Origin of the sequence: Rhizobium sp. AC27/96 (genome assembly GCF_001692325.1) — a bacterium.
In the GTDB taxonomy this organism is placed as follows: domain Bacteria; phylum Pseudomonadota; class Alphaproteobacteria; order Rhizobiales; family Rhizobiaceae; genus Rhizobium.
In genome coordinates, this window is the sequence record NZ_LXKN01000046.1 from 262,940 (window position 1) to 281,052 (window position 18,113).

18 protein-coding genes are annotated in these 18,113 nt (G+C 60.9%); 6 read left to right on the forward strand and 12 right to left on the reverse strand.

Features of this window, described 5'->3' with window-relative positions; all coding sequences use genetic code 11:
* A complete protein-coding gene (locus A6U86_RS26655; protein ID WP_068397467.1) occupies nt 1-480 on the forward strand; it encodes a DUF1772 domain-containing protein in 480 nt (159 codons plus the stop codon).
* A 40-nt stretch (nt 481-520) separates the two neighbouring features.
* Here A6U86_RS26655 and A6U86_RS26660 read toward each other — a convergent pair whose 3' ends face one another.
* The 6 genes from A6U86_RS26660 to A6U86_RS26685 form a co-directional block, all read right to left on the reverse strand.
* Nucleotides 521-1,672: a diguanylate cyclase gene (locus A6U86_RS26660; RefSeq protein WP_068397924.1), complete on the reverse strand. Its 1,152-nt coding sequence runs from the start codon at nt 1,670-1,672 to the stop codon at nt 521-523.
* Nucleotides 1,673-1,869: 197 nt separating this feature from the next.
* On the reverse strand, nt 1,870-2,910 hold the full coding sequence (pyrC, locus tag A6U86_RS26665) for a dihydroorotase (RefSeq protein ID WP_068397927.1): 1,041 nt from the start codon (nt 2,908-2,910) through the stop codon (nt 1,870-1,872).
* A 144-nt stretch (nt 2,911-3,054) separates the two neighbouring features.
* Nucleotides 3,055-3,687, reverse strand: a complete 633-nt coding sequence (locus tag A6U86_RS26670) for a nucleoside triphosphate hydrolase (RefSeq protein WP_068397470.1) — start codon at nt 3,685-3,687, stop codon at nt 3,055-3,057.
* Nucleotides 3,684-4,472: an ATP-binding cassette domain-containing protein gene (locus tag A6U86_RS26675; protein WP_068397472.1), complete on the reverse strand. Its 789-nt coding sequence runs from the start codon at nt 4,470-4,472 to the stop codon at nt 3,684-3,686. The genes A6U86_RS26670 and A6U86_RS26675 overlap by 4 nt, the downstream gene beginning before the upstream one ends.
* Nucleotides 4,469-5,533, reverse strand: a complete 1,065-nt coding sequence (locus tag A6U86_RS26680) for an ABC transporter permease (protein ID WP_068397477.1) — start codon at nt 5,531-5,533, stop codon at nt 4,469-4,471. Before A6U86_RS26680 ends, A6U86_RS26675 begins: the two co-directional genes overlap by 4 nt.
* A 171-nt stretch (nt 5,534-5,704) precedes the next feature.
* Nucleotides 5,705-6,730 carry a sugar ABC transporter substrate-binding protein gene (locus A6U86_RS26685; RefSeq protein ID WP_068397479.1) on the reverse strand — a complete coding sequence of 342 codons (1,026 nt, stop codon included), beginning with the start codon at nt 6,728-6,730 and terminating at the stop codon, nt 5,705-5,707.
* A 247-nt stretch (nt 6,731-6,977) separates the two neighbouring features.
* Between A6U86_RS26685 and A6U86_RS26690 the strand changes: the two genes are divergently transcribed.
* Together A6U86_RS26690 and A6U86_RS26695 are read left to right on the forward strand one after the other, a co-directional pair.
* Entirely contained in the window at nt 6,978-8,225 is a 1,248-nt protein-coding gene (locus A6U86_RS26690) for an ROK family transcriptional regulator (protein ID WP_068397482.1), read from the forward strand.
* A complete protein-coding gene (locus A6U86_RS26695; protein WP_068397929.1) occupies nt 8,209-8,643 on the forward strand; it encodes an RbsD/FucU family protein in 435 nt (144 codons plus the stop codon). Before A6U86_RS26690 ends, A6U86_RS26695 begins: the two co-directional genes overlap by 17 nt.
* A gap of 3 nt (nt 8,644-8,646) precedes the next feature.
* On the opposite strand, the gene A6U86_RS26700 is transcribed toward A6U86_RS26695, so the two are convergent.
* From A6U86_RS26700 to A6U86_RS26720, 5 genes are all read right to left on the reverse strand, one after another.
* Nucleotides 8,647-9,684 (reverse strand): 4-hydroxyproline epimerase, encoded by a 1,038-nt coding sequence (locus tag A6U86_RS26700; RefSeq protein ID WP_068397484.1) that lies wholly within the window; start codon nt 9,682-9,684, stop codon nt 8,647-8,649.
* A gap of 163 nt (nt 9,685-9,847) precedes the next feature.
* Complete coding sequence (locus A6U86_RS26705; protein ID WP_141683825.1) at nt 9,848-11,113, reverse strand: alpha/beta hydrolase; 1,266 nt, start codon at nt 11,111-11,113, stop codon at nt 9,848-9,850.
* 623 nt (nt 11,114-11,736) lie between these two features.
* Complete coding sequence (locus tag A6U86_RS26710; RefSeq protein WP_068397486.1) at nt 11,737-12,618, reverse strand: aldo/keto reductase; 882 nt, start codon at nt 12,616-12,618, stop codon at nt 11,737-11,739.
* A 247-nt stretch (nt 12,619-12,865) separates the two neighbouring features.
* Nucleotides 12,866-13,522: a TetR family transcriptional regulator gene (locus A6U86_RS26715; protein ID WP_068397487.1), complete on the reverse strand. Its 657-nt coding sequence runs from the start codon at nt 13,520-13,522 to the stop codon at nt 12,866-12,868.
* Between the two features lie 11 nt (nt 13,523-13,533).
* On the reverse strand, nt 13,534-14,232 hold the full coding sequence (locus A6U86_RS26720) for a class I SAM-dependent methyltransferase (RefSeq protein ID WP_068397489.1): 699 nt from the start codon (nt 14,230-14,232) through the stop codon (nt 13,534-13,536).
* A gap of 229 nt (nt 14,233-14,461) precedes the next feature.
* Between A6U86_RS26720 and A6U86_RS26725 the strand changes: the two genes are divergently transcribed.
* Entirely contained in the window at nt 14,462-15,409 is a 948-nt protein-coding gene (locus tag A6U86_RS26725; RefSeq protein ID WP_068397492.1) for an SDR family oxidoreductase, read from the forward strand.
* Nucleotides 15,410-15,455: 46 nt separating this feature from the next.
* Here the strand turns inward: A6U86_RS26725 and A6U86_RS26730 are convergent, their stop codons facing one another.
* Entirely contained in the window at nt 15,456-15,929 is a 474-nt protein-coding gene (locus A6U86_RS26730; RefSeq protein WP_244510106.1) for a BA14K family protein, read from the reverse strand.
* A 139-nt stretch (nt 15,930-16,068) separates the two neighbouring features.
* On the opposite strand from A6U86_RS26730, the gene A6U86_RS26735 reads away from it, so the two are divergent.
* A complete protein-coding gene (locus A6U86_RS26735) occupies nt 16,069-16,518 on the forward strand; it encodes a MarR family winged helix-turn-helix transcriptional regulator (protein ID WP_068397498.1) in 450 nt (149 codons plus the stop codon).
* The gene (locus A6U86_RS26740; RefSeq protein ID WP_068397499.1) at nt 16,515-18,071 is read left to right on the forward strand and encodes an MDR family MFS transporter; all 1,557 of its coding nucleotides are present in this window, start codon (nt 16,515-16,517) and stop codon (nt 18,069-18,071) included. The genes A6U86_RS26735 and A6U86_RS26740 overlap by 4 nt, the downstream gene beginning before the upstream one ends.
* The last annotated feature ends 42 nt before the right edge of the window (nt 18,072-18,113 follow it).

The window sequence follows — 18,113 nt, forward strand, 5'->3', positions numbered from 1 at the left end:
ATGACCTTTCCGATCACCAATATCGCCCTTATCGTCGCGGCGCTCAGCAGCGGCCTTCTGGCTGGCGTCTACTTCGCCTTCTCGACATTCATCATGCAGGCCTTTGCCCGCCTCCCTGCCGACCAGGGGATCGCCGCCATGCAATCGATCAACACGACGATCGTGCGCTCGCCCTTTATCGTGCTGTTCCTGCTCACGGCGGCGCTGTCGATATTCATCGCCGTGATGGCAATCCTCTATTGGCGCGGCGGCATCAGCGTGCTGATGCTGGCCGGGGCCGCGCTCTATATCGTCGCCAGCCTTCTTTCGACCATGGTGTTCAACGTGCCGTTGAACGACGCGCTGGACAAGGTCGACGGGCACACGGCGGAAGGAGCCCAGCTCTGGTCGACCTATCTCAGCGACTGGACACGCTGGAACCATGTGCGCACCGTGGCATCGCTTCTTGCGGCATGTGCCTTCGTGCGGGCCTTGTTCTGACTGGCTCGCAAAGCATCGACGCGTCTAACGAAATGATTGCCTAGACTGCGTGAAGATAGGCCGCGACCTCGACACGGTTGCGGCCGTTGCGCTTTGCCACATAAAGCGCCTTGTCGGCGGCGCGAAGGACCTCATCGAAACCGATGCCCTTGACCGTGCCGGTCGCAACACCGGCACTGACCGTGCAGACCAGGGCCTTGTCGTCAATGCTGACCACCTGCCCGGCAAAGGCGTCTCGCACCCGTTCGGCCACCTGCTCGGCGCGACCGGGCAGCGTATTGTCGAGCACCAGCGCGAATTCCTCGCCGCCAAGCCGGGCGACCGTATCGGACGAGCGCAGGCCTACGGACAGCTCCTTGCCGAAAAGCCTGAGCACGAGATCGCCCGCAGCATGGCCATGCTGATCGTTGATCGCCTTGAACCGATCGATATCGAAGACGATGACGGCCATCGACGGGCCAAAGGTGCGGTGGCCGTAAAGATCGAAAAGGGCGCGGCGATTGAGCAGCCCCGTCAGGGAATCGGTGATCGCCTCCTGCCGGTGCAACGCCGCCTGCCGCCATTGGTGCAGAGCAAGCGACAGCGCGCCAATCCCGGTCATGCCCGCGATGCAGACGGCAAGGCTGAAATCCTCCGCCCAGTTGTCCGGCGCGCGGCCCAGCACAAGCTTGCCGTCCGCGATCAGCACTGCCGCGCAGAGCACGAAAGAAATGGCCGTCAAAGTGTAGAGCGCGGTGATGCCATAGAGCGGCGTGGGGGCTTCATGGCGGCTCAGCCAATACTCGCGCGCCGTCAGCAGCAGAAGCAGGCTGATGACGAGATTGTCGCCGATGAAGGCCAGCCCATCATAGCCCGCCAGCATCGGCCCGACCGAGGCGGCAATGCCGACCAGGCATCCGAGCAGAAAGCGCGCCTTTGAAAGACGGCGCGTGCGGAATTGATGACCGGCGACCCAGATCGTGGCGAAGCCGATGAAAAACAACACAAAAGTCAGATTGGCAAAAATCGGCAGGGGTCTGTCGACATAGGCGCCATATATGAAGATGCCGGCAACAAGCGGGACCAGGCCGGCGGAGCACGTCAAAAGGAAAGTATCAGGCCGGCGCGAAAACCAGCTTCCCACCAGTGTGACCGCAAGGCAGGACGCCGAGACGCCGAGCGCGAGAAGGAGGGAGTTGTAATCGACCAGCATCATGCTCTTTCGACGGTCTCTTCATTACCGTAGGGGATCAATGACACGCTAGCCCTCAAGGGTATCAAATTAGTTACGGCAAATAATAAAGAAAATATATTTCAACAAAATATACGTTCCATATCGCGACAATGAACGAATACTTATCGTTAATACTGCTTATAAATTCAGAAATACTTATATACACAAAAACTAAATTATTCTTCAACGTCCCAATGCAACGGGAACATCGGGTCAAATACGGTGACCGGGCCGGCCCCGGTCTCGATCTTCGCCGGGAATGTCACGGCATCCGGACGGCGCACCAAGGTGATGCTGTCCTCGTTAACAGGCAGGCCGTACCATGTCGGGCCATTCAGCGATGCGAAGGCTTCCAGCCTGTCCAATGCGCCCTCTTGCTCGAAAACATGCGCGAGGCAGCTCATCGTATTGATCGACGTATAGATGCCGGCGCAGCCGCAGGCGCATTCCTTCAGCGGATCGACATGCGGCGCCGAATCCGTGCCGAGGAAGAACCTGCTGTCGCCGCTTGTGGCGGCTGCCCGCAGCGCCAGGCGATGGCTTTCGCGCTTGGCAACCGGCAGGCAGTAATAATGCGGCCGGATGCCGCCGACGAGGATGGCGTTACGGTTGATGATCAGATGATGCGTCGTAATCGAGCCGGCGAGATTGGCCTTGGCCGATTTGATGTAGTTGACGCCATCCGATGTCGTCACATGCTCCATCGTCACCTTCAGCTCCGGCAAGCGCTGGCGCAACGGATCAAGGACGGTCTCGATGAAGACCGCCTCGCGGTCGAAAATATCCACCTCGGGCGTCGTCACCTCGCCATGCACGCAGAGCGGCAGGCCGATCTTCGCCATACGCTCCAGCGCCGGCATGGCGTTATCGAGATTGCGCACGCCGCCATGGGAGTTCGTCGTCGCACCGGCGGGATAAAGCTTGACCGCGGTGATGAGGCCGCCCTTCTTTCCCTCATCAACATCGTCCGGGCTGGTATGCTCGGTGAGATAGAGCGTCATCAGCGGCTGGAAGCGGTCGCCAGCCGGCAGCGCCTTCAGGATACGCTCGCGATAGGCAGCCGCATCGGCGGTGGTCACGACCGGCGGCACCAGATTGGGCATGATGATGGCGCGGGCAAAATGCCTCGAGGTATCGCCGATCACGCCTTCCATCATCGCCCCATCCCGCAAATGCAGATGCCAGTCATCGGGACGGCGGATGGTGAGCTTTTGCATGGGCGCGACCTCTGGAAATGTGAGCATGATCTCTTCCGAAAACCGCTTCACACTTTTCGGGATCACGCTTTGTGCTGTCGCGCTTCGATAGCACCAACCGCCACCGCAAAACAATCCGCGACGGCGGTTAAATGATCGTAAGATTCAATCCTGCACGATGTCGATGGTGATATCGGCCGGGCGACGGCTTTCGAGGATACGCCGGCCGTTCGGCAGATCGTTGCCGTAGACCTTGGCGCTGGCCTCCTCGTCGTCGAGATTATAGCCCCTCCAGCGCGCCCAGAGCCGCTCCTCGAGCACCTCGATCGGCGGCGCAAGCATGATCGAATAGTCGAACATGCCCTCCAGCTCCGCCCATTTTCCTTCGCTGAACAGCAGGTAATTTCCCTCGACCACGATGAAGCGATGATCGGGCGAAACGACGCGGGCGGATGCAATGGCAAGCTCGCGCGAGCGATCAAAGACCGGCACGAGCACTTCCTGATCGGCAGCCCGTACGGCCCTGACAATATCGAGGAAAGCGCGCACGTCGAAACTCTCCGGCACGCCCTTTCGTTTCAGAAGGCCCTTTTCGATGAGGACGGCGTTATCCATGTGGAAGCCGTCCATCGGCAGCACCTCGGCGCTTTCGCCCTTGGCCTTGAGCGCCTTGACGACATTGTCGGCCAGTGTCGATTTGCCGGCGCCGGGCGGGCCGGCAATCGCCACCAGGATCCTCTTTGCGTTGCCGGCGCGCGCAACGATTTCGCCGGCAACATCCTCAAGCGCAACAGTCATGCGGCAACAGTCTCCACTGGGGGAGCCTTGGCGCCGGTCATGAAGGCGACGGCATCGGACATGGTGTATTCCTTGGGATCGATGACGGTCAGGCGTCGCCCAAGGCGGTGGATATGGATGCGGTCCGCCACCTCGAAGACGTGAGGCATATTGTGCGAAATCAGCACGATCGGCAAGCCACGGGCGCGGACATCGAGGATGAGTTCGAGGACCTTGCGGCTTTCCTTGACGCCAAGTGCGGCGGTGGGTTCGTCCATGATGACAACCTTCGAGCCGAAGGCTGCAGCACGTGCCACGGCAACACCCTGGCGCTGGCCGCCCGAGAGCGTTTCCACTGCCTGATTGATGTTCTGGATCGTCATCAGGCCAAGCTCGGTGAGCTTGTCGCGGGCACGTTTTTCCATCGCCGGGCGGTCGAGCATGCGGAGCACCGAGCCGAGAACACCGGGTTTGCGGATCTCGCGACCGAGGAACATGTTGTCGGCGATCGACAGCGCCGGCGACAGGGCGAGGTTCTGATAGACGGTCTCGATGCCGGCCTCACGCGCTTCCATCGGTGAGCGGAACTGAACGGTTTTCCCATCCAGCTTGATCTCGCCTTCATCTGGGATGACTGCGCCGGAGATCGCCTTGATCAGCGAGGATTTACCGGCGCCGTTATCGCCGATCACGGCAAGAATCTCGCCGGGATAGAGATCGAAATCGGCATGGTCGAGCGCGGTGACACGTCCATAACGCTTGACGAGGCCGCGGGCGGTGAGAATGGGTTCGCCTGTCGGGGTCATGCCGATACCTTTCTGATCCACTGATCGATCGCGACGGCGCCGATGATGAGAACGCCGGTCAGGAGCACCTTCCATTGCGGATCGGCGCCGAGCATGTTGAGGCCCATGGAAACGACGCCGACGATCATGGCGCCGAACAAGCTGCCGAGGATCGAGCCACGGCCACCGAAGAGCGAGATGCCACCGATCACGGTCGCGGTAATGGCCTGAAGATTAAAATCGGTCTCGGCCGAAGAGGGTGAGACAGAGCCATTGCGGCCAATGGACACCCAGGCGGCGAAGGCGGCGATCAGCCCCGAAACGCCGTAGACAGCAAGAAGCACCTTCTTGGTCTGGATACCGGCAAGTTTCGCTGCTTCCGGATCGTCGCCAACCGCGTAAACGTGGCGGCCCCACGCGGTATGATTGAGCACGTACCAGAGGCCAACGACCAGCAGCGCCATGGCGATGACACCGAGCGTCAGCACAGCGCCGCCAACCCGGAAGCTGGCGGCAAAAAGATGCAGCAACGGCGCCTGTTGGTCGACGTCGGTGTCGCGAATGGTGTTATTGCTTGAATAGATGTAATTGATCGCCGCAACGATCTTCCAGGTGCCGAGCGTCACGATGAACGGCGGCAACTTCATGTTGGCAACGAGGAAACCGTTGAGCAAACCGCAGAGGCCACCCGCAATAAAACCGGCGATAATGGCAATCGGCGCCGGTAGGCCGTAAGTGACGGCGAAATTGCCCATAACGACCGAGGCGATCACCATTATCACGCCGATCGACAGATCGATGCCGGCGGTCAGGATGACGAGCGTCTGCGCCGAAGCGAGAATGCCGACGATGGCGATCTGCTGCAGGATCAATGTCAGCGTGTAGGCAGAAAAGAACTTCCCGCCTATGGCGATGCCAAAGGCGGCGATTGCCAGCACCAGCACGATCAGCGGCACTGCTGCCTGGGTCGAGTGCAGGAAATGCTGTATGCGCTTGAGAAGAGAGGCATTCTGGTGATCGAACGAGGCGACATTCTTGTCGCTGCCGTCGAGAACCTCTTCGAATTCTTGTGCTCCGGACATAATATTCCTCCGCCACCGCGCCGGACGCGCGGGAACCGCCGGCTGTTGGAGCCGGCCAGCATGAAAGCCCGACCGACATGACTGTTGCTATGTCTGCTCCCTGTGGGAAGAGCCGCGCCAGCAGGCGCATGACGCGGCTCCCGAAGGGATCATATCACATTCGTGAAGGGCTTAGCCCCAGCACTTCCCGAGACCTTCCTTGGTGTCGATGGACTTGACGCCGGAAACCGGCTTGTCCGTCACCAGGGAAACGCCGGTGTCGAAGAAGGACTTGCCTTCGGTCGGCTTCGGCTTTTCACCGTTATCGGCGAACTTCTTGATCGCCTCGACGCCGAGCGACGCCATCATCAGCGGATACTGCTGCGCAGTCGCGCCGATGACGCCTTCCTTGACCGACTTGACGCCCGGGCAACCGCCGTCGATGGAGACGATCAACACCTGCTTTTCGAGGCCGACAGCCTTCAGGGCCTGATAGGCGCCGACTGCGGCCGGTTCGTTGATCGTGTGGATGACGTTGATGCTGGAGTCCTTCTGGAGAAGGTTTTCCATGGCCTTGCGGCCGCCTTCTTCGTTGCCGTTGGTCACGTCATGGCCAACGATGCGCGGATCGGTTTCATCGCCAATCTTGTTCGGGTCCTTCGGGTCGATGCCGAAGCCGATCATGAAGCCCTGGTCGCGCAGAACGTCGACGGACGGCTGCGACGGCGTCAGATCGAGGAAGCCGACCTTGGCGTCCTTCACCTTGTCACCCAGGGTTTCCTTTGCCCACTGGCCAACGAGCTTGCCGGCGAGCAGGTTGTCGGTTGCGAAGGTGGCATCGGCGGAATCGGCCGGCTCAAGCGGCGTGTCGAGTGCGATGACGAGCAGGCCGGCGTCGCGGGCCTTCTTGACCGAGGGAACGATGCCCTTCGTGTCGGAAGCGGCGATCAGAATGCCCTTCGCGCCATCGGCGATGCAGCTTTCGATCGCGGCGACCTGGCTTTCGCTGTCACCATCGATCTTGCCGGCATAGGACTTCAGCGTCACGCCGAGTTCCTTGGCCTTGGCGGTGGCACCTTCCTTCATCTTGACGAAGAAGGGGTTGGTATCGGTTTTGGTAATGAGGCAGGCGGAGACGCCTGCGGCCTTGGCCGGCGCGGCGAAGGCAACGCCCAGTGCCAGAGCAGCAACAGCTGCGGAAATAACAGATTTCTTCATTCAATCCTCCCGATGTTTAAAAAGCCGGACCACCCGGCAGCCCCGGGCCCGAACCCGGCTTAAAGATGCGCCATGCCTGTCAGATTAGTTCCGAAAGACCTCCTCCCAGGTCATATGCGCGTCCTCGACGGTCCATATCTGAGCCTAAAGATTTCCGTCTGTCAATAAATAAATCCGATTGAATTATTAATTGGATATGGCATTCTGGTAGAAAATAGGGCATGGCCATGGTGGAAGGAGCAGGCCCATGTCTCTCGTGCATGACCCGGAGGATACACCCACAACACCAGCGATTCTCGACCCCAGCGGGGGCGCGAACCAGATTGGTGTGCGCGCGCACAATGAGCGGCTAGTGCTGTCGCTCGTGCGTCGGCACGGGGCGCTGTCAAAAGCCGATATCGCCCGGCGTAGCGGCCTTTCGGCACAGACCGTTTCCGTCATCATGCGGGAATTGGAAAAGGACGGGCTGCTGTCCCGCGATGCACCGGTTCGCGGCCGCGTCGGGCAGCCATCCATCCCCATGCGGCTCAACCCCGATGCCGTGCTTTCCTTCGGCGTCAAGATCGGCCGGCGCAGCGCCGATCTGGTGCTGATGGATTTCGTCGGCGGCATCAGGATGCAGCTTCACAGGATCTATCCCTATCCGTTGCCGCAGGACATCATCGCTTTCATAACCACGGGCATTCAGGAACTTGAGGGGCGCCTCAGCAGCGAAGAGCGCCGCAAGCTTGTCGGCATCGGGGTCGCAGCACCGTTCGAATTGTGGAACTGGGCGGAGCAGGTGGGCGCGCCGCCGGGAGCGATGGATGTGTGGCGCGGCTTCAACCTGCAGGCAGAGATCGCAGCGCGCGTCACCTATCCCGTCTTCCTGCAGAACGACGCCACCAGTGCCTGCGGCGCCGAACTCGTCTTCGGTGTCGGCGCGCATTATCCGGATTTCGTCTATTTCTTCATCGGCTCCTTCCTCGGCGGCGGCATCGTTCTCAATTCCTCGATCTTCGTCGGCCGCACCGGCACAGCCGGCGCGCTCGGCCCCCTGCCCGTGCGCGGCCGCAACGGCGAGAACCGCCAGCTTCTGGAAATCGCCTCGATCTTCGTGCTCGAGAACCTGTTGAGGGATCACGGCTTCGACCCGCGCCCGCTCTGGTACTCGGCCGACAACTGGATCGATTTCGGCGAGCCGCTGGAAATCTGGATCCAGGATACGGCCAAGGCGCTGGCACAGGCGATTGTCGCCTCCGCCTCGGTGATCGATTTCAGCGCCGCCGTCATCGATGGCGGCTTTCCCGACTGGGTGCGGGAACGCGTGGTGCGCGCAACCATCAAGGCGGCTTCGGAGCTCGACCTGCAGGGCGTCGTCATGCCAGAGATCATGGAAGGCGCCGTGGGGCCGCAGGCACGCGCCATCGGCGGCGCCAGCCTGCCGATCTTCGCGCGCTACCTCATCGACCAAAACGTCCTCTTCAAGGAGATAGAGCATGCTGAAGGGCATTGACCCGCTGTTAAGCCCGGAACTGTTGGCGACCTTGCGCGCCATGGGCCACGGCGACGAAATCGCCCTCGTCGACGGCAATTATCCGGGTCTCGAACATGGGCGCCGCCTCATCCGTCTCGACGGCCATGGCGTCGTCCGCGTGCTCGACGCCGTGCTCAGCGTGCTGCCGATCGACGATTTCGTGCCGCAGGCGATCTTCCGCGCGACCGTGCGCCAGGATCGCGATGCGGTCGATCCGGTTCATGCCGAGATGATCGAGTGCTGCGCCCGGCATGTGCCCGAGATCAAGGTCGTGCCGCTGCTGCCGGCGGAGTTTTACGACCGGGTGAAGCAGGCGCACGCGCTGATACAGACCAGCGAACCCCGGCTCTATGGGAATATTATTTTGCGCAAAGGCGTGATCTATCCGAAGGGATAGACTCTAGATTTCCCCCGCCGAAGGTCCCCAGACATCCGTCATCGCGAAGCCATCCGCCATCGGATCGAAGGGATCGAGCGCCACCTGGCTCAAGCCGAAGGTGAAGCCACGGCCTGTTATCGTGGGGATGATTGCCGTCTTGCCGGCGACTTCGGTCTCTGCCTGCAGGCCCACCTCGAACTCCGAGCCGATGATCGAGCGAGATTTGAAGACATCGCCGACCTTGGCCTTGCCGCGCGCATGCAGCGTTGCCAGATTGGCGGAATTGCCAGTGCCGCAGGGCGAGCGATCGGCGCGACCGGGCCACATGGTCGTGCAGGTGCGGATGGCACCGTCCGCATCGATATCGCGGAACATGACATAGGCAACGCCCGATATCGCCGGGATTTCCGGATGGACGACCGACTTTGTGCGATTGATCGCCTCCTTGAGAACCATGCCGGCCTGCACGAGGGCGGCCGCATTGGCCTTCTCGATAGTCAGGCCGATCTGGCCGACATCGACGAGCCCATAAAAAATACCGCCGTAGCAAAGATCGAGCTTGATCTTGCCCCATTGCGGCGTGTCGATCTCGACATCCAGCTCATGCACGAAGGAAGGCACCATGGTCAGCCGCACCTTCTCGCAGCGACCATCACGGCAGGTCGCCGTCGCCCGCACGAGGCCAGCCGCCGTCTCGAGCGTGACAACCGTTTCCGGCTCCTTCATCTCGACAATGCCGGATTCGAGCAGCGCCGTCGTCACGCAAATCGAATTGGAGCCGGAGCTGGCATGCGCCTGATCCGGCTGCAGGATAATGAAGGCGGCATCGGCATCCGGATGTTTGGCCGGCAGCAGCAGGTTGACGGAGCCGATTGGCGCACCGCGCGGCTCCAGCACGAGGAAGCGACGGAGTTCCTGACCCTTGGGATCGGTGTTCAGCCAGTGCAGTTGCTCGGCAATGCTGTTGCCGGGGATCTTCGGCACGCCGCCAATGGCAACCCGGCCGATTTCACCCTCGCAATGAACATCCAGCAACTGGATCGTGCGCTTCCATCTCATCTCATCTGCTCCAATCAGACGTGCCGCGTGATGCCGTCATCGATCACCAATAAACCATGCCGCCCAATGGGCGTCATCTTCTGATATATCAGATCGCACGAGCTGGCTATTGCGTTTTCAAAACACAAGGAAGACGGCTGTTACTGGTCAGGGCATGAGGCTTTTATTGGCCCAATGCCTCTCCGACATTGCTGCCCGTCGCTTGCACGCTATCGCCGACGGAGCCGAAGGTGTTGCCGGCGGAGGCACCGACGCGGCGCCATTGTTCGCCGTAATTCTGGCGCGTGCGCGGGTCGAAGATGGCGATCGGCGCGCTGACGGCGGCACCGGCGACGCTGCCGACGGTCTGAGCGGCACCCATGGCAACCGCGCCGACGGCATCGCCGATACCGACATCGGAATCGGTAATCGTCTGTCCCGCAATCAACCGGGCGCCGATCAGCTTCACCACTTCCGGGCTTTCGGCGAACTTGCCGTGATTGAGGCCGTCACCGGTCTTGAGCTGGGTGAGATCGAGTACGGTGATTCCCTGCTTTTCCAGCTCGCTGCGATAGGGTTCGGCAGTAGGATCGATCTGGCCCAGGCGATCGATATTGCCGGAAATGCGCCTGGACAGCGACAGAGCGCGGTCATCGCGCGAGACGAACAGCGTGAAATGCGGCTTGTCCTTGCCTAGCGCTGCAAACTGCCTGCCGAAGACATCGACATCAAGATCCGGCGACGCCAGGATGACATTCTTGATCTTCGGCGCAACGCGGCCATTGCGGATCGCCATCTGCCTCAAGGATTCGACGGCAAGCCAGCTGCCCATCGAATGGGCCATGACGGTTATTTCGCCGACTGACGGATCGGCGGCGACGCGGCGCAACAGTTCCTCCAGCGAATCGCGGGAATAGTTGGTGCTTTCCTTGTCATAGGCATAGTCGAAGATGCTGGCGCGCGACGGCCAGGTGAAGACGATCGGCGCGACGTCGGCATGCGAATCATGGACGATCTGCGCGAAGCGATAGACTGCATCCTCGTAGCGGTTGTTGAAACCATGCACGAAGATCAGCACCCGCTTGTTCTTCGGCAGCTCCGTATGCAGCCAGGCTCGCCCGTCCGCTTCGGTCGCCAGCGGCTTGACCGCCGTCGTCACGAAATTCTTCAGGGGGTTGCCGGGCAAACGGCTCGGCCATTGCACCTGGCCGACCTTGCGGTTGGCTTCCGGCGGAATCGAGATGCTGACCGCATCAACCTTCAGCCCAAGGCCGCGCTCGCCCGAGAACAGGATCGCCGGATCCTTGTCCGGCAAGCGCGTCGTGGCGACCAGCAAGTTGACCTTCGATGTGCCCGGCACATTTTCGCCGATCGGCTGCATGACCCCGATCGGACGGCCGCAAGCCGCCAGAGAAAGCGTCACGAAGACGGCTGCAGCCCGGAGAAGCATCCCTCTCCATCGGCCCGAACCTGCCATACGCTGCATCATGCAACCTCTTCCTACGCCTGAATGTCGCGCCACTCTACGCATCGCCACCTTGGGCGCAAGCCGGCAAAGGTGTTCTTGATCACATGAAGCGATGCTAATTCGTGATGGCATTGCAAAGGCGCAACGCCGTTGATCGAAGCTGAAATGCCGAGAGAAAGGAGAATAAAAAAGAGCCCGACGCGGGAGGAGGATGCGTCGGGCTCTTGATCCGGATTGGCAACTGGGAGGAGGAGGAGTGTTGCCAATCAATGAAGGAGCGCTGGGAGGAGGAGTGCGCTTCCTTCGAGACAAATAGATATAATGCTGGCGCATTCATGAAAAGGCAGGCTTTCGCAATGCAGCAATGCAGCAAGCGCATTGCTTTTACGCGAAAACGCCGGAAAGGCCGCATATCTCCAGCCATTCCGGTATTCCGCCGCCTAATTTACAGTCGTCGGATAGCAGGGATCCGCGATTCACATCATCGTGATCGCAAGCATCGACGTATAATGCCGTCCAGATTCCCGACGAGGCGGCGGAGATTTTTCTCCGCCGCCTCGGTGTTCTCGATAGGACGATGTGGCTTTGTTGAAGCCCCGATTGCCTTACGCCGCCTTGAACGCCTTCTTGCCCTCGACATCCAACGCAGTAAATTCCTCGTCGGAAAGCACGATGTTCACGGCCGAGGTGTTCTCTTCGAGATGCTTGACCTTGCCGGTGCCCGGGATGGGCAGCATCACGGGGCTGCGCTTCAGCACCCAGGCAAGTGCGATCTGGCTCGGCGCAGCACCATGCTTCTTGGCGATGGTATCGAGAAGCGAGCCTTCCTTGGCGAGATCGCCGGCGGCCAGCGGGAACCAGGGAATGAAGCCGATATTGTGCTTCTCGCAATAATCGAGCACGTCTTCGCTGGTGCGGTCGACGAGATTATAGCGGTTCTGCACCGTCACGACCTTGAAATGCTTCGAGGCGGCTTCGATGTCGGCAACCGAGACTTCGCTCAGGCCCGCATGGCGGATAATGCCGTCGCTCAGCAGAGATTTCACGGCATCGAATTGCTCGGCCGCCGGCACCTTGGAATCGATCCGGTGAAGCTGCCAGAGGTCGATCCGGTCGACGCCGAGATTACGCAGGCTCTTATGCGCCTGCTGGATGAGATATTCCGGGCGGCCCAAAGGTACCCAGACATTCGGGCCGGTGCGGGTCAATCCGCCCTTGGTGGCGACGACGAGGCCGTTGGGATAGGGATGCAGAGCTTCCTTGATGAGGCGTTCGGACACATCCGGGCCATAGGAATCGGCCGTATCGATGAAGTTGATGCCGAGTTCCGGCAGGCGCTTCAGGGTGCGGACGGCTTCCGCATGGTCATCGGGCTCGCCCCATATGCCGGCACCCGTGATGCGCATGGCACCGAAGCCGAGACGATTAACGGGGAGATCGCCGCCGATCTTGAATTGACCGGACTTGGCTGCGTCGAAATCTGACATGGTGATGGTCCCTTTGCTGATCTGAAATATGAATAGAGTTCCCGGCAACGGAGCGGCCGGGACTTTTCGAGCAAATTGAGCTGGTCGCGAAGAGGGGAATAAGGCCGCGACGCCTTAGTACATGGGTCGGCAGCTCAGCATATGCAATGCACGGCCCCAAGACAGGCTATTCTTTCCGGGGTGTCGTGATCGGCGCGGCGCATTTTCGCGTGCGATTGCAGAGGGCCATCACAAGCCCCCGTCGAGCCTAGCGGTGCGACAAATGCTGCTGCGCGTGCACGCCGAGATCAGCAAGCGCTTCCCAAAGCTCCTTGAATATGCTGCTGGCAAAGTCTTCCAGCGACGTCGTCCCTTGCGGCGTATCATTCCAGCGTTCACCGCCGATGCGCAGCATGCTGACGACCGCAGCCGCGAGCACACTCAGGCGGAACCGCTCCTTATGGTCGCCGTGACAACGGGCATGCAGCGCAGCCGCGAGCTTTCTTTCAAGCTTGGCATATTTCAGCTGATCGCGGGCGCGAAGCGCCGGCGTGTCACGGATCAGGACCGCGACGGCAAGATGCCGCGGATCCGAGATAGCGGCATGCAAAGCCGCGTTGATCGCCGCCTCGATAACCTCCACAAGCGACGCGTCCGGGGGCTGAGCTGCGACGGCGCCGATCAACTCGGAGGCAAAACTGTCCTGCCAGGCGGCAACCACATCTTCCTTGCTGGGAAAATAGTCGAAGAAGCTGCGTTTGGAGACATCGGCTGCCTCGGTGATGTCTTCAATCGTCGTATTGTCGAAGCCCCGCTCGAGAAACAGCGTCAAGGCCTCGTTTTCGATACGCTCCCGGGTCTGGCGGCGCTTCCGTTCACGCCGCCCTTCCCTCACCGCGACATCGATGCCAGGCAAATCCGCCATCTGGTCCCCCATTATGCACTTGCTTCAGGCCGTCCCGTATCGGCCTTGCCGGCTTCCGCCGCATATGCGGCGATTCCCGCACCCGTCTCGGTGCTACGATATTTGGAGCCGTCAATCGAGAGCTCAAGCGGATTTTGCCGCGATATCCTGTAGACGCCGGCGGGCGGGATGTTGCGCACGGTGCCGCCAATGCGCTTGCCTCTCAGACCCAGGCTTTCCAGAATGGGCCGGGGAACCGGACAACGCGGACCATAGGTGAACTGATAGAAGGCGCCGCCTGGTTTCATCGTCTCGAAGGCGCCGCCGACAATCGCCGCGACTTTGGAAGGCGGCATGGACAATAGCGGCAGACCGCTGATGACGGCGCCAAAGGGCGCGTCGTCAAACAGGCCACAATCGCCAAGCTGCGCCGCATCCATCTGCACCACGCGCGCTTCGGGGAAGCGGGCGCGCAGCCGAACGGCAAACTCCTCGCCGAATTCGACAAGGGTCAGGGCGCTTTCAGGAATCCCGCGCGCCAACAAGGCGCGCGTGAAAACACCCGTGCCGGGACCAAGCTCCAGCACGGGACCGTCAAACGGATCGATTTCCTGCGTCATCAGCCTGGCCAGACGCTCACCCGAAGGCGCGACCGCGGCAACCCGCATCGGATCGCTCACCCACGAGCGGAAAAACTGCACAAAATCGGAGCATGATGTCTTTGTCGTCATTCCGCGAATCCAATCTCCGGCTACGATGGCGAATGCATTGCGATCAGGACCGAGCAGCGTGGCATTTCAAAGGCGCGCCACACCATCAGAGTGCCTGGAATCGCTGATATGCCAGCGCAATCATCTAATTTTTTTCATTGTTTATTTTCATCAATTACAAACTTGCATTTAGTGCAATAAATTACCAGATACAATAGGCGATGCCAAATCCCCTTACAGGAGTTCCGCAATGCCAGATTGGTCAGTGAAAGACATTCCTGCGCAAGCAGGCAGAATTGCAGTTATCACCGGCGCCAATAGTGGCATCGGCTATGAAGCAGCCAAGGCGCTGGCAGGCGCCGGCGCAAAGGTGATCATCGCCTCGCGCAATGAAAGAAAGGGCGCAGAGGCGCTCGCCAATATCCGCTCGGCGACGCCGGATGCGGATATAGCCTTCGAACCTCTCGATCTTTCCCGCCTCGATTCGGTCGCCCGTACGGCCGATCGCATCGCGGCCTCCGTGCCGCACATCGATCTTCTCATCAACAATGCCGGCGTCATGGCCATTCCGGATCGGCACGAAACGGAAGACGGTTTCGAGATGCAGATGGGAGCCAATTATATCGGCCATTTTGCCTGGACGATGCGGCTGCTGCCCAAGGTCTTCGCCTCCGACAATCCGCGCGTGGTCACCGTCAGCAGCCTGGCGCATCGCAGCGGCCGGATCAATTTCGACGATCTGCAATGGCGAAGAAATTACAGGCCCTGGCGCGCCTATTGCCAGTCAAAGCTCGCGACGCTGCTGTTCAGCCTGGAGCTCGATCGCATTGCCCGCGCGGAGGGCTGGAAGCTGAAAAGCGTTGCCGCCCATCCCGGATATTCGGTTACCGGTCTGCAGACAGCGGGGCCACGCATGGGCCGAGAAAGGGCAAGTTCGCTCGAGTTCCTGATGAAAATCATGGAGCCGATGCTCTCGCAATCGGCAGCGGCGGGCGCCTTGCCGACGCTTCTTGCCGCCACCTCGCCTGAGGCGGAAGGTGGCCTCATGTATGGTCCAAACGGCTTTTATGAACTCAAGGGGCCGCCGGTCCGCTCCAAGATTGCCGCACATGCCCGTGACCCCGCCATTTGGCGGCGGCTTTGGGATGTCTCGCAACAGCTGACAGGATTGAAGATGCCTCTCCCCACAACTGACTGAAGCGGCGCTCTCTCCGCGATGACGGAGAGAGCATCACCCATTCGGCTTATGGGCTCACGCACTGACGGCGCGGTCCATTGGTCGGCTGATAGGTATCGTCGGAAGCGCGGTAGGTCTTGTAGCGGCTGGCGCACCAGCGAACATGAGCGCTGCCACGGGGCGGATGAGAAATGGCCCCGCCAATGATCGCACCGGCCGTGAAGGCGGCCAGCGGATACCAGTAGCCGTCGTGATAGCGGCGATAGCCCGGGCGCGCATAGCGATAGCCGCGGTGGCCATGCCAATAGCCGCCGCGATAATGCGGACGGTAGTGCGGACGATAATGAGGGCGATGCGGGCGATAGTGCCTGCGGTGATGACGATACTGTACGTCGATCACGCCCGCGGCCTGGGTGCTTGTCTGCGCAGCTGCCGGCTGGACCATCGGCTGGATCGGTCCCGCGGTGGCCGGATCGAAAGACGAGAGCGCCATCAATGCACTTAAAGCAGTCACTGTTACCGTTGTCAGAAGTCGTTTCACAGCTCTTCTCCTCTTGAGTCGCAACACCGATGAACAACGCGCAATGATTGAAAATGTTTCACAATATTACTGCTTGCGCAAGTACGTGGACTCGACATATAGATAGGAAGCCTACCTATCTATATGTCGATCGAGACCAATGGATAAATCCGACCCTCGTCACGCGCTCGAAGAAGCACAGGCGCTCGCTGAAGCGCTGCGTCCCGCCCTCCATCGTCTGTATCGGCAATTGCGGCGCGAGAGCGACGATCCCGGCCTTTCGCCGCTGCACGCCCTGCTGCTCTTTGCCATCATGCGCCAACCGGGCATCGGCGTTGCCGAACTTGCGCGGATGGAGAAGCTGCGCGGCCCGACGATATCCGGGCATGTGAAGGTGATGGAGAGGGACGGCCTCATCATGCGTTCGGAACCAGACCCCACTGACCGCAGGCGCAATGGCCTGATGGCGACCGAGAAAGGTCAAGACATCATGCGCAGCATGAAGCAGAAGCGAACCGACTGGCTCGCATCGGAACTGGCCAAACTATCACCCGAACAACGCGCGGCCATTCGCGGCGCGGTCGGGCCGCTTGGGGAGATCGGACAATGAGCGGCACACCCCTGAATGCCACTCCGCCACTGACGCCAGCCGGTGATAATCCGCCGGATCGTCGCGAGATCCGTGCTGTCATTCTCGGCCTGATGATCGTTCTCGGCCTTGGCGCCATCGACCAGAGCATCGTCGCCACCGCACTGCCGCGCATTGTCAGCGATCTCGGCGGTTTGACGCATCTCTCCTGGGTCGTCAGCGCCTATGTGCTCGCCTCCACCAGCACCATGCCGCTTTACGGCAAGCTCAGCGACCAATATGGCCGCAAGCCGATGATCTATGCGGCGATCCTGATCTTCCTTCTCGGCTCGGTCCTGAGCGGCATGGCGCAAACGCTGATGCAGCTCATCATCTTCCGCGCCATCCAGGGCATCGGCGCGGGCGGATTGATGCCGCTGGCGCAGATCATCATCGGCGATATCGTGCCGCCGGCCAAGCGCGGGCGCAATCAGGGCTCGATCGCGGCTGTCTTCGCCATCTGCAGTGTCATCGGCCCGATTGCCGGCGGCATCATCACCGATCTCCTGTCCTGGCACTGGATCTTCTATGTCAACCTGCCGATCGGCGCCGTCGCGCTGGTCATGATCGGCCGCGCGCTCAAGCGGCCGCATCAGTCACACAGCCGTCGCATCGACTATCTCGGTGCAGCCTTGCTGACGGCCTGCACGACCAGCTTCCTGCTGGTGCTGGCGCTCGGCGGCAATGAATGGGCCTGGAATTCGCCGGAAATTTTCAGCCTGTCCGCACTCGCCCTGGTTCTCTGCGTTCTGTTCGTCTTCCACATCCGGCGCGAAGCCGAACCGGTGCTGCCGCCCGATCTCTTCCATAACCGGCTGTTCGTCGTCGCCTGCATCGTGCTCGCCCTGACCTTCATGGGCATGCTCGGCGCGAGCCTGTTCTTTCCGCTATTCTTCCAGATGGTCATGGGTGTCAGCCCGTCGCATTCCGGCCTGCTGACCGGCCCGCTGATGGTCGGCGTCGTCATATCGTCGATGCTCAACGGCCGCGTGCTGCTGCATCGCTTCGGGCGCTACAAGCCGGCACAGCTCTTCGGCCTCGGTCTTGCAACCATCGCCTTCGCGGTGCTTGCCTGGGCTGCGGCCACCAGCCAGGGCTTCTGGATCATCGAACCGGCCGTCTTCGCGCTTGGCCTGGGGCTTGGGCTCGTCATGCCGACGATGACGATCGCGGTGCAGAATGCCCTGCCCTTCGCTCATCGCGGCGTGGGTACGGCAACGCTTGCCTTCTTCCGCTCGCTCGGCGGCCTCATCGGCGTTACCGGCTCCGGCGCTATCCTTGCCTATCGCGTGCAGAATGCCGGCGGTCTGCTGGATGGCGTGCATATGTCATCGCTCACCGAAGCCGGTCTGAAGCAGCTCGCCACCGCCTCCCCCGAAGTCCATGCCGCCGCCATTGCCCTCTACCGCCACGCCATCGCCATGACGTTCGCAACGGGAACGGTGATCGTGGCATTGGCGCTGGCGGCGCTGTTGTTTCTGCCGGAACTGCCGCTGGCGACGGATCATGGAGGAGCGGCAACCTCGCGAAAGTGAACATCTCGCTTCGCAACGAGGTATTTACCGCCACCCTCCCGA